Here is an 11,668-nt window from a genome sequence, read left to right on the forward strand (position 1 = left end):
ATGCATGAAATCGTTAATGAAGTTCGCCAGTGGATGATCGCTGCAGGTGAAACGATCAAAGACAATTTAAATAAAGAAGACTTAGTGGTCGAGACAAAATCAGGACGGAAAGACTTAGTGACAGAATTGGATAAAGCCACGCAAGATTTTCTGATTGGTAAGATCCAATCCTATGATCCGGATGCCAAAATTTTAGGTGAAGAAAACGGACTGGACACACTTGCCGACATGAGTGGGCGGGTCTTCATCATTGATCCGATCGATGGAACGATGAATTTCGTGTTAGAAAAAGAAAACTTTTGTATCATGATCGCGATTTACGAAGAGGGCAAAGGGCGCTTTGGCTTTGTCTATAATGTTATGAAAGATGAATTCTTATGGGGTGGTCCAGAGATTGGTGTCTATAACAATGGCGAGAAGATCGAACCGCCGAAAGATATTGCCTTATCCGAAGGTCTCGTTGGCTTGAATTCGCCCATGTTGATCCATAACCGCCACCACGAAATCGAGGTCAGTGACAAAGCATTAGGCATTCGTATGACAGGCTGTGCTGGGGTAGAGCTGATTGCCCTCGCTAAAGGACAAAGAGCAGGCTATCTTTCTCATCTTGCGCCATGGGATTATGCGCCAGGGGGCGTTTTGTTAGAAACCCTTGGATTAAAAATGGCAAACATCAAAGGAGAGCCGCTATCCTTGAATGGACGGGAATTGTTCGTAGGCGGTACACCGAAAGCTTTTGAAGAATTATTGGCGATCGTCAATCAATAAGAAAAAACCAGATATTTAATAAATATCTGGTTTTTTCTGTAAAAATGAAAACTTTGCACTATATTTCAGAAAGAAATTCTGGTATAATGGCTTGTCGAGTGCAATGTCACCAAAAAAGGAGTTTATAAATTGAATATTAGAAATGATATCCGCAACGTCGCTATTATTGCCCACGTTGACCACGGAAAAACTACATTAGTTGATGAATTATTGAAACAATCCCAAACGTTAGATAGCCATACCCAATTACAAGAACGGGCGATGGATTCAAATGCGATCGAAAAAGAACGTGGTATCACGATCTTAGCGAAAAATACAGCGGTTGAATACAACGGAACCAAAATCAATATCATGGATACCCCAGGACACGCGGACTTCGGTGGTGAAGTAGAGCGGATCATGAAAATGGTCGATGGTGTTGTTTTAGTTGTTGATGCTTATGAAGGAACGATGCCTCAAACACGTTTCGTATTGAAAAAAGCGTTGGAACAACATTTAGTCCCAATCGTTGTTGTTAACAAAATCGACAAACCATCTGCTCGTCCTGAGCACGTGGTAGATGAAGTATTAGAACTATTTATCGAATTAGGTGCAGACGATGACCAATTGGACTTCCCAGTGATCTACGCTTCAGCGATCAACGGAACCTCAAGTGAATCAGATGATCCTGCCGATCAACAAAAAACGATGGCACCATTGTTTGATACGATCGTAAAACACATTCCAGCGCCAATCGACAACAGCGATGAGCCATTGCAATTCCAAGTATCTTTACTTGATTACAATGACTACGTTGGACGTATCGGAATCGGACGTGTCTTCCGTGGAACGATCAAAGTTGGTGACCAAGTTGCTTTGATGAAACTTGATGGCCAAGTGAAGAAATTCCGTGTCACAAAATTATTCGGTTTCTTCGGTTTGAAACGTTTAGAGATCCAAGAAGCGAAAGCTGGCGATTTGATCGCTGTTTCTGGGATGGAAGACATCTTCGTTGGTGAAACAGTCACACCGATCGATCACCAAGATTCATTGCCTGTTTTACACATTGATGAGCCAACGTTACAAATGACCTTTGTCGTGAACAACTCACCATTTGCAGGTCGTGAAGGGAAATTCGTAACCGCTCGTAAAATTGAAGAACGCTTGATGGCGCAACTACAAACAGACGTGTCTCTACGTGTTGAACCAATCGGACCAGATTCTTGGACTGTTTCAGGACGTGGCGAACTTCATTTGTCGATCTTGATCGAAAACATGCGTCGTGAAGGCTTTGAATTGCAAGTTTCTCGTCCAGAAGTTATCGAACGCGAAATTGATGGCGTGAAATGCGAACCATTTGAACGAGTGCAAATCGACACACCAGAAGAATACATGGGTTCAGTGATTGAATCACTAGGGATTCGTAAAGCAGAAATGCAAGATATGATCAATACAGGAAATGGACAAGTACGGATCATTTTCTTAGCACCAGCTCGTGGCTTGATCGGCTATACGACAGAATTCTTATCAATGACTCGCGGCTACGGTATCATGCACCACACCTTCGACCAATACTTGCCAATGATTCAAGGGCAAATCGGCGGACGCCACCACGGCGCACTTGTATCGATCGATACAGGAAAAGCAACGACTTACTCAATCATGAGTATTGAAGAACGTGGAACGGTCTTCGTTGAACCAGGTACTGAAGTATATGAAGGAATGATCGTCGGCGAAAACTCTCGTGACAATGACTTAACGGTCAATATCACGAAAGCAAAACAAATGACCAACGTTCGTTCAGCGACGAAAGACCAAACATCTGTCATCAAGAAACCAAGAATCCTTTCACTAGAAGAATCATTGGAGTTCTTGAACGATGACGAATACTGTGAAGTAACACCAGAAAGCATTCGTTTGAGAAAACAAATCTTGAACAAGAGCGAACGGGAAAAATCACAGAAAAAGAAAAAAACAGCTGACAAATAAACAATGATCAAGGTTTTTACCAACTTCTGATCTGTTCGATTTTCCGAAGGATGGAAAAGGGATTGCTCCTGTGGTGCAGCGGCTCTTCGCCGCAACCCCTAGAAAAGCAATCAGCCGATTTCCCTCCTTCGGTTCTTTTTTGCACGTCTACCCGATCTGTTGAACCGTTAAAATAAGCACCGCTTGCAATTTCGACCATTCCTTTTTAAAATGGAGAAAGTAAGCACAAAGGAGAAATCTATGAAAAATTATCCTGTAAAAAAGAATCAGGAACTTGAAGTCGATATTTTGGACCTTTCCCATGAAGGAAATGGGATCGCTAAAGTCAATGGGTACTTATTATTTATTGAAAACACCCTGCCAAATGAACGTGCCTTAGTCAAAGTATTGAAAGTCGGCAACAAATTTGGTTTTGCCAAAGTGATGAAACTGTTGCAAGCAAGTCCTGATCGGCAAGAATTACCGAATGAAGCATTGTTGCGCACCGGGATCGCCCCATTGAGTCATTTGAGCTATGACAAACAATTAGCCTTCAAACAGCAGCAAGTAGAGAATGTTTTGGCTAAAATCGCCAAACTGCCTGAAATCAAGGTCAATGCACCAATCGGAATGGAAAAACCATTTGGTTACCGCAACAAAGCGCAAATCCCTGTGCAAAAGATTCATGGAGAATTAACGACTGGATTTTACCGCAAAAACAGCCATACTCTGGTACCGATCGAAGACTTTTATATTCAAGATCCAAACATCGATCAAGCAATCATCAAAGTCAGAGATATTTTGCAGCGCTTCAATGTCAAAGCCTACAATGAAGAAGCCCATGAAGGGTTCTTACGCCACATTGTCGTTCGTCGTGGGCATCACTCAGGTGAAATGATGGTCGTATTAGTGACACGTAAACCGAAATTCTTCAAAGGAGAAGAAATCGCGGAAGTGATCCACGAAGAGATTCCAGAGGTTGTTTCTGTCATTCAAAACATCAATGAAGAAAAAACCAATGTGATCATGGGCGAGTTCGAGCGTGTGTTGTATGGCAAGTCATCGATCGATGATCAATTATTAGGCAAAACCTTCCAAATCTCAGCGAAATCTTTCTACCAAGTCAACACAGCGCAAACAGAAGTCTTGTATCAAACCGCCTTCGAGATGGCGCAACTGTCTGAAAATGATGTCGTTGTGGATGCTTATGCAGGGATCGGAACGATCGGGATCAGTTTGGCTGATCGCGTGAAAGAAGTGTTAGGGATGGAAGTCATTCCTGAAGCAGTGAACGATGCCAAAGCCAATGCCAAAAGAAATGGTGTCGAAAACGTGCATTACTTTATCGGTAAAGCCGAAAAAATCATGCCGCAATGGCTACGCGAAGGCATTCAACCGACAGTCGTCTTCGTTGATCCACCTCGCAAAGGTTTAGATGCCAGCTTTATTGAAACGACCGCTGCAGTTAAACCAGAGCGCATCGTTTACATTTCCTGCAATCCAGCAACCTTGGCTCGTGACCTCGCGTTGTTTGCAGAAGAAGGGTATGTGACAAAAGAAGTCCAACCTGTTGATTTGTTCCCACAAACGACCCATGTGGAGTGTGTCGTGTTGTTAGAACGTCGTTAAGAAAAACGAGTTCTTTTTAGCAATTTTGACCGTGAATTCTTTTTATGGTAATTGTCATAAAATCTTACGATAACAAAGTTACTAGAGAAGGCGAATCAATTGAGAAATAAGCAACTATAACCCATCTGTCTATCTAATTACGTCGATTGTGACGTTTGGAATGGATGAAATATAAAACCAGAAACTGGAACAGAAAGACATTCTTTTTTGTTCCAGTTTTTTTTGTTCTTTCTCACTAATGATGAGCGGGGACAAAATCAATGCAAAAAGCAGGGAAGCTACAAATATGCAGACAGCCAAATCCTTTAACAAAATGGTTTGTCGGCAATTTATAGTTAATGTGTATAAAAATATGGCATAGCGTGATTAGAAAGTATTATAATAAACGTAGAGAATAGAAAATTTTTGTTAGGAGGGATTGCACATGGCAACGATTCGTGCATTTTCACACAAAGAGATTACACCGCAAAATACGCATTTGTCTAGTTTTAAAGTGTTGATAGAGTCAGCTTTTTATGGGAACAATGTCACTTGGATTCATGATCTAGCCACTGCCTATCACTTAGCAAAAGAATCTTCTGGCGCTATTCTTACGGATATGCCGGTCACACACACCAAGGAGTTAGGACTACCAGAGGATGCAAAAGTCATCGTGTTTAATGACGGAAAAGTGGTTGGACGGACAGCGGCAGCTCGACGCATCATCGGGCATCCTGGAATCCAGCGAGAATTATATGAAGACATTTTGCGAGATGCCTTATACCAAGGAACCCGCAAGCAATTTTATGGTGGTGAAGTTGTTGTAGGATTAGATGAAGCGTTTATGGTCAAAGCTCACCTGTTGATACCAGAGCACTATGAAACCAACTTTTACTCTTATTTGTTGAATTTTCAATTGATGACGAAATCATGGGAAGAAAGGTACCAACGTTCCAAAGAATATCCAGAGACGGACATTTTTTTGTACGCTGATCCAGATTGGTCTCATCCTGATTTTCCTTATGGACTGTCTCTTTTTGATCCTGAACACAATGTTGCGGCAGTCTTAGGTTTAAACTATTTTGGTGAATTGAAAAAAGCGACATTAACTTTGGCTTGGGCTACCGCGCATCGCCATGGCTTTGTGGCGTGTCATGGGGGAATGAAGCAGTATCAGTTACCGAATCGAACATTTACGATGGCTGCTTTTGGTCTTTCAGGATCAGGAAAATCGACTATCACATTGGCAGAACATGGTGGCAAATATGAGATCAAGGTTCTGCATGACGATGCGTTTGTGATTAATCAAACAAATGGTGCATCTACTGCTCTGGAGCCTTCTTATTTTGATAAAACGCAAGACTATCCATTAACCAACCCAAATGTCCGCTACTTTATCACCTGTCAAAATGTTGGGGTTACTTTAGACGAGGAAGGAAAAAAGGTCCTCGTGACCCAAGATATTCGTAACGGGAATGGCCGAACCGTCAAATCTCGTTATGTCACACCTAATCGGGTGGACCATTTAGATTCGCCGATCGATGCCGTATTTTGGATCATGAAAGATGACATGCTGCCTCCGGTAGTAAAAATTGACGATCCGATTTTAGCCGCTGTTTTTGGTTTGACCTTAGCTACGAAGCGCACGACAGCTGAACATATTGTCGAGACCACGGATATAGATAAACTGGTCATCGAACCTTATGCCAATCCATTTAGAGTCTATCCTTTAGGGGAAGATTTTGCCCATTTCATGCACTTGTTTAAAGAAAACCAAACGGCTTGTTATATTCTAAATACAGGCTTTTACAAAGGCAAGAAAGTCACGCCTGAAGTCACACTAACATCGATTGAAAAAATTGTGGAAGGCGAGGCTGAATTTAAAAATTTCGGCGGGATCACAGAAATGAGTTTCCTGCCAGTAACAGGCTTTAAAGTCGATTTTCAAGATGCCTCCTATGTTACTCATTTAAGAGAGCGGATGCAAGGACGGCTGGACTTTATTTTGGCTCAAGAGACAGAAAATGATGGCTATAATAAGCTCCCTAAAGAAGTAGCAAAGACAATGGAAAAGGTGATTTCTATATTAAGTGAGTTTCCTAGCTAATTTAGTTGAATCAAACTTCCGCAAGCGGCTTTTCTTCTCGCTTTTTCGCTTGTGTTAAACGTTTCGCTATGTTTTCGTATGGTCCTCATGACGTGGAACCATACGCAAATCATAAATAGTATCTCTTAACCAAGACACACCATGTGTATTTGCAGCTAAAATCAAGGAGGAAATCAGATGTGCACAAGTTTTATCTGGAGAAAAGATCAGGTATATATTGCGATGAATTTTGATCTTGCCGCTAAGTTTACTTTATCAACCAAAGATCCTAAGAAGTTTATGATTCTTGTAGATGGTGCACCGTCCTTCGGGATCAACAATAATGGCATGTTCATCAATCATTTAATGGTTGACGCTTGCGAGCAAGTTGGCTATAGAAGAGGGAAAAATGTCGTGCACACGGTTCGGTTGATCACGGATGTATTGAATGGGCGATTTGTGAAAGAAGACCTAAATGAGTTTCTTTCTGAAAAAGAAATCGTGAATGTCCCAAACCATAGCTGTCACTGCATGATTTCTGATAGTAAGGGTAATTGTTGGATCGTAGAACCGGGTAGAGGAACACTATATAGTCAGGATACAGCCTCGCCTTATTGCTTGATGACCAATTTTTCTTTAATTGACCAAAGAACAAACGGCAATCTAGTAGGTAGTGGTCGTGACAGATACCTGATTGTCGAAGAATTGCTGCAAAAAGTGTCTGATTTTGATTATGCAACTGCTTTTGAAGTGTTGGCGGCGGTGAAACAAAGTGAAGGGAATTGGAAAACGAGATTTTCAATGGTATATGCTCAAAAGGAGAAGACAGTCTACTATTGTTTCGATGGAGACTTTCAGAAAATTCAACAGTATGTTTTTGGGTAGTCGAGAAAAGAACCTTTCATCGTTAGAAAAAATGGTGCTGGAAAAGGATACACCCAATTCCCGAAGTAATGAAAGGAAATATCTCGTCGAATACGTTCTGTTTTACTGATTGAAACACTTATTTTGTTAGCCAGAAAGGAGCGATTATGAACATTCATTTTCACCATATCCAAATCACAGTCAATGATGTAAAAAAAGCAGAAGGCTTTTATGATCAATTATTTGCACTATTAGGGTTCGACCTTCAGAAGAAATATTCTGGGTATTTAGAACATGCCGATATGGAAGTAGTAGAATATATAGGGGATTCATTTGATTTCGGTATTTGTTCCCCACGAAAAGAATGGAAGAACGAGAAAATCGATTCAAGAAAACCTGGCTCTGTTCAGCACATAGCATTTAAAGCGGAAAGCCGCGAAGTCGTAGATGCGATTTTTCCCAAAATAAAAGCTTTAGGGGTAAAGATCCTTCACGATCGACCAATGGAGTACAAAGAGCGCATCGCCCCTAATTACTATGCCTTATTCTTTGAAAGCCCAGAAGGCATTCGTTTTGAACTATTTCATTATGCCTGATTCCTTAAACTAAAAGAGCGTGGCATGAACTTGTTGCGTGAGCGTGTTCCTATTCAGGTGATCTTTCATTGTGGGGTTCGTATAACCATGCGATTTCAGAGACAAACTTTTTTCGAACCTGTCATCAGGAATACTAGAACATTCTTTTTAAAAGTACGTCCGTCGGGAAAAAACTATTTGATTTCTAAAATTCATTTGGACAATTCAAAAACAAAAACTTAACTCATGTGTTAAAAAACGTTCGAATTTTTATCATTCTAGAAGCGAGTGCACCGTGGGTCAATGAGGATTATTGGGGTGATTGCACGACACTTAAGAGATGGAGGAAGATCAATATGGATCAGAGGGTTCAGCAAGACATCGAAGCAATCATTTCCCATCAATATGATCATGGCGCCGATTTATGGTCGACGCCAGACCATAAATTACTAAAAGGAGCACCCTTTACGACCTTAGAAAGTCCTCTTTATTTACTTGAACTTGGCATGTCACGTGAGGAGAACTTATTAAAAGAGACAGCCGCATTGATCTTTCAAGGATGGAGAGAAGACGGCAGATTTAAAATTTCTCCGTCAGGGGGGATCTATCCATGTCATACAGCGTTGGCTTTGCGAACGCTGTGCTCTCTAGGATATCAAAGGGACCAGCGGCTGCAACAGACCTTTCACTATTTTCTTGCTACTCAGGAAGCAGATGGCGGCTGGAAGTGCAATAAGTACAGTTTTGGTCGCGGTCCGGAGACCAGCTATTCAACCCCGATGACGACGTTAACGGTCCTTGATGCCTTTCGATATACTCATGATCGTGAGCAGATGGAAATGCTTCATCAAGCAATCGAATTTTTGCTTGCTCATTGGGAGATCCGGCAGCCAATCAGTCCTTGTCATTATGGGATGGGCACATTATTTATGCAGACAGAATATCCCTTTAGAGGGTACAATCTTTTTTATTATCTGTATGTTTTGTCTTTTTATCCTGCTGCCAGAAAAGACGCACGGTTTTTGGAGGCTTTGCAGCAGTTTGAATCGAAAGTTCAAAATGGCAATGTCATCGTAGAACGGGTCGTACCAAAACTGGGGAAACTGAATTTTTGTAAAAAAGGACAAATCAGTCCCTTTGCTACACAGCGTTACCAAGAAATCCTTGCTCGATTGGCAGAGGATTGAGGAAAAAACAGCCCTTTGAAAGTTTTCCCCCCATCTAGACGATTCTTTTTCTTTTCTGGTACACTGTCTGTAAAGAAGCAGTTGATTAAACAACAGAGGGGAGAAAGACATGCAAAAAATATATCTTGTTGAAGATGATGCAACGATCGTCTCTGTTTTAGCAGAATATTTGCAGCAATGGGGGTACGAATGTGTTTCGGCGAAGAATTTTGCTAGTATCTTGCAAGAGTTTCATGAGATCAAACCGGATCTCGTTCTTTTAGATATTTCGCTGCCTTATTACAACGGGTATCATTGGTGCCAAGAAATTCGCAAGACGTCAGAAGTGCCGATCATTTTCCTTTCGTCTATGGATCAACAGATGAATCAGATCATGGCGATGAACATGGGGGCGGATGATTATTTAACAAAACCCTTTGATTTAGCCTTCGTTTTGGCAAAAATCCAAGCGTTGCTGCGGCGCAGCTATCAGTATAGCCACCAACAAGCGCTGACCTTTGACATAGGGCAAGTAACCTTTTATCCCACAGAAAATGTATTAAAAAAACAGGGGGAACAGTTGCCGCTTTCACCAAATGAAGCTCGGATTCTCTCCTTGCTTTTGCAGCATCGAGGAAAGATCGTAGCCAAAGAGACCATCATTGAAATGCTCTGGAATAGTGAAGAATTCATCGATAATAACACATTAGCGGTCAATATGACCCGCTTGCGAAAAAAATTAAGCCAGATCGAACTATCCGATTTGATCCAGACGGTAAAGAATAAAGGGTATTTGATAGAAAAGGAACACGCCTATGACTAACGTGAAAGAATATTTCGTCCTTTATGGAAAGTTTTATCTCGTTTATCTGCTGTTTAGTGCGGGCCTATTTGGGCTATTCTTTCTCCACAGCCTTTCGTTGGAGCCCTTTCTTGACTATGTGGTCTTTTCAGGGGTGATTTTAGGGGGACTTTCCCTTTTTCATTATTTTCGTTACGCACAAAAAAGAAAGCAGCTGCAGCATTTATTAAGAAAAGAACGTATGACGGAAGCGGCGTTGGCGTTCTTGCCTGCCACTCGAAATCGTTTAGAAGACGAATACCAAGCCCTTCTAAGACAACTGGCAAGAGAAAAAACCACTTCTGATTACAAGGCAGCGTTAAAAAATGAAGAAATTTATGAAGATTTCGGTTTGTGGCTTCATCAAATCAAAACGCCTCTAGCGGCGCTGGATCTTTTGGTCCAAAGCGATTCGTTGTCACCGACTGAGGTCAAAGCGGAATTATTTAAGGTGAATGATTATTTGCAAATGATGTTGAATTATTTGCGACAAAATTTAGCGAATGAAGATTTTGTCTTTGAGTCGATTGCTTTAGCGCCCCTTGTTCGTCAAACGATCAAAAAGTATGCCTTGTTTTTCTCGAAAAAGAATCTGCAACTGGACATGGCGGTGGATTTGACGGTGACATCTGATCGAAAGTGGCTCGTTTTTATTTTTGAACAGGTTCTTTTCAACAGCTTGAAGTATACCGAAACCGGTAGCATCAACGTTTTCACTAAAGACAATGCCTTGTTGATTCAAGACAGCGGCATTGGTATTCGCAAGGAAGACTTGCCAAGGGTTTTTGAGAAAGGATATACGGGACAAAATGGTCGCTTTCAGCAACGAGCGAGCGGGCTAGGCTTATATATGAGTCAACAAGCGGCTGAAAAAATCGGCTGCCGTTTATCAATTGATTCTGAAGTAGGACAGGGAACCATTGTCACGCTTCGTTTTCCCACCACAAATAACGGATAGCCGCAAACTTTCAACACTGTAAGTTTGCGGTTTTTATTGTAAGTCGCTTTTTTCTGCCAGTCAGCTTATTCTAAAAAGGAAGGAGGGAACAAGATGACACTTTTAAACATTCAACAAGTAAAAAAAATCTATCAAAGCCAGCTGAACGGACAACCCGTTGAAGCGTTGAAAAATATTACCTTTATGGTAGAAGAAGGGGAATATGTCGCTATCATGGGGGAATCAGGTTCGGGAAAGAGTACGTTGCTGAACTTGATGGCGACGTTAGACCAACCAACAGCGGGTGAAATGCAGCTGAATGGCATTGATTTGACCACGATCAAAGAAAAAGACGCAGCGAGTTTTCGACGGGATCACTTAGGCTTTGTTTTTCAAGACTTTAATTTGTTAGACACCTTTTCGGTGAAAGACAATATTTTATTGCCATTAGTTTTATCAAAAGTTTCCGTCAAACAAATGGAAAAGCAGCTTCAGCCCATCGTACAAACTTTAGGGATCGCCGATTTATTGCAGCACTATCCGTATGAATTGTCTGGCGGACAAAAACAACGAGTTGCTGTCGCACGAGCGATCATCACAAAACCAGAACTGTTATTAGCAGATGAGCCAACCGGAGCGCTGGATTCGAAAACCTCTGATCAACTGCTGACATTATTTCAACAGATCAACCAAAATGGACAGACGATCGTGATGGTCACTCACAGTACGATCGCAGCCAGTCGCGCACAACGCGTCTTGTTTATCAAAGACGGATATGTGTTTCACCAGCTGTACCGAGGGGATCGCAGCAATACCGCTTTTCTAGAAGCAATAGCCGAAACAATGACTGCTGTCTTTGCAAAGGAGGAGTAACGA

General features: G+C 41.6%; 10 protein-coding genes. All 10 read left to right on the forward strand.

The annotated features are described in order from the left end of the window. Positions 1-768, forward strand: coding sequence for an inositol monophosphatase family protein (locus IGJ05_RS02125; protein WP_225001105.1), 768 nt, complete (start codon positions 1-3; stop codon positions 766-768). A 129-nt stretch (positions 769-897) separates the two neighbouring features. Continuing rightward, positions 898-2,736 (forward strand): translational GTPase TypA, encoded by a 1,839-nt coding sequence (typA, locus tag IGJ05_RS02130; RefSeq protein ID WP_005230064.1) that lies wholly within the window; start codon positions 898-900, stop codon positions 2,734-2,736. 240 nt (positions 2,737-2,976) lie between these two features. Continuing rightward, positions 2,977-4,344 carry a 23S rRNA (uracil(1939)-C(5))-methyltransferase RlmD gene (gene rlmD / locus IGJ05_RS02135; RefSeq protein WP_225001106.1) on the forward strand — a complete coding sequence of 456 codons (1,368 nt, stop codon included), beginning with the start codon at positions 2,977-2,979 and terminating at the stop codon, positions 4,342-4,344. A gap of 424 nt (positions 4,345-4,768) precedes the next feature. Continuing rightward, positions 4,769-6,430 (forward strand): phosphoenolpyruvate carboxykinase (ATP), encoded by a 1,662-nt coding sequence (locus tag IGJ05_RS02140; RefSeq protein ID WP_225001107.1) that lies wholly within the window; start codon positions 4,769-4,771, stop codon positions 6,428-6,430. 177 nt (positions 6,431-6,607) lie between these two features. Further along, entirely contained in the window at positions 6,608-7,294 is a 687-nt protein-coding gene (locus IGJ05_RS02145) for a hypothetical protein (RefSeq protein ID WP_225001108.1), read from the forward strand. 146 nt (positions 7,295-7,440) lie between these two features. Beyond that, positions 7,441-7,869, forward strand: coding sequence for a VOC family protein (locus IGJ05_RS02150; protein WP_225001109.1), 429 nt, complete (start codon positions 7,441-7,443; stop codon positions 7,867-7,869). A gap of 335 nt (positions 7,870-8,204) precedes the next feature. Continuing rightward, positions 8,205-9,035 carry a prenyltransferase gene (locus IGJ05_RS02155; protein ID WP_231473191.1) on the forward strand — a complete coding sequence of 277 codons (831 nt, stop codon included), beginning with the start codon at positions 8,205-8,207 and terminating at the stop codon, positions 9,033-9,035. A 109-nt stretch (positions 9,036-9,144) separates the two neighbouring features. Next, positions 9,145-9,837 carry a response regulator transcription factor gene (locus IGJ05_RS02160; RefSeq protein WP_225001111.1) on the forward strand — a complete coding sequence of 231 codons (693 nt, stop codon included), beginning with the start codon at positions 9,145-9,147 and terminating at the stop codon, positions 9,835-9,837. Then, complete coding sequence (locus IGJ05_RS02165) at positions 9,830-10,813, forward strand: sensor histidine kinase (RefSeq protein ID WP_225001112.1); 984 nt, start codon at positions 9,830-9,832, stop codon at positions 10,811-10,813. Before IGJ05_RS02160 ends, IGJ05_RS02165 begins: the two co-directional genes overlap by 8 nt. Positions 10,814-10,906: 93 nt before the next feature. Beyond that, positions 10,907-11,665 (forward strand): ABC transporter ATP-binding protein, encoded by a 759-nt coding sequence (locus IGJ05_RS02170; protein ID WP_225001113.1) that lies wholly within the window; start codon positions 10,907-10,909, stop codon positions 11,663-11,665. The last annotated feature ends 3 nt before the right edge of the window (positions 11,666-11,668 follow it).

Source organism: Enterococcus sp. AZ167, assembly GCF_051714025.1.
GTDB lineage: Bacteria > Bacillota > Bacilli > Lactobacillales > Enterococcaceae > Enterococcus_D > Enterococcus_D casseliflavus.

Coding starts and splice junctions, on each gene's coding strand:
- IGJ05_RS02125 (WP_225001105.1), top strand. CDS start 1: ATGCATGAAATCGTTAATGAAGTTCGCCAGTGGATGATCGCTGCAGGT.
- rlmD (WP_225001106.1), top strand. CDS start 2,977: ATGAAAAATTATCCTGTAAAAAAGAATCAGGAACTTGAAGTCGATATT.
- IGJ05_RS02140 (WP_225001107.1), top strand. CDS start 4,769: ATGGCAACGATTCGTGCATTTTCACACAAAGAGATTACACCGCAAAAT.
- IGJ05_RS02145 (WP_225001108.1), top strand. CDS start 6,608: ATGTGCACAAGTTTTATCTGGAGAAAAGATCAGGTATATATTGCGATG.
- IGJ05_RS02150 (WP_225001109.1), top strand. CDS start 7,441: ATGAACATTCATTTTCACCATATCCAAATCACAGTCAATGATGTAAAA.
- IGJ05_RS02155 (WP_231473191.1), top strand. CDS start 8,205: ATGGATCAGAGGGTTCAGCAAGACATCGAAGCAATCATTTCCCATCAA.
- IGJ05_RS02160 (WP_225001111.1), top strand. CDS start 9,145: ATGCAAAAAATATATCTTGTTGAAGATGATGCAACGATCGTCTCTGTT.
- IGJ05_RS02165 (WP_225001112.1), top strand. CDS start 9,830: ATGACTAACGTGAAAGAATATTTCGTCCTTTATGGAAAGTTTTATCTC.
- IGJ05_RS02170 (WP_225001113.1), top strand. CDS start 10,907: ATGACACTTTTAAACATTCAACAAGTAAAAAAAATCTATCAAAGCCAG.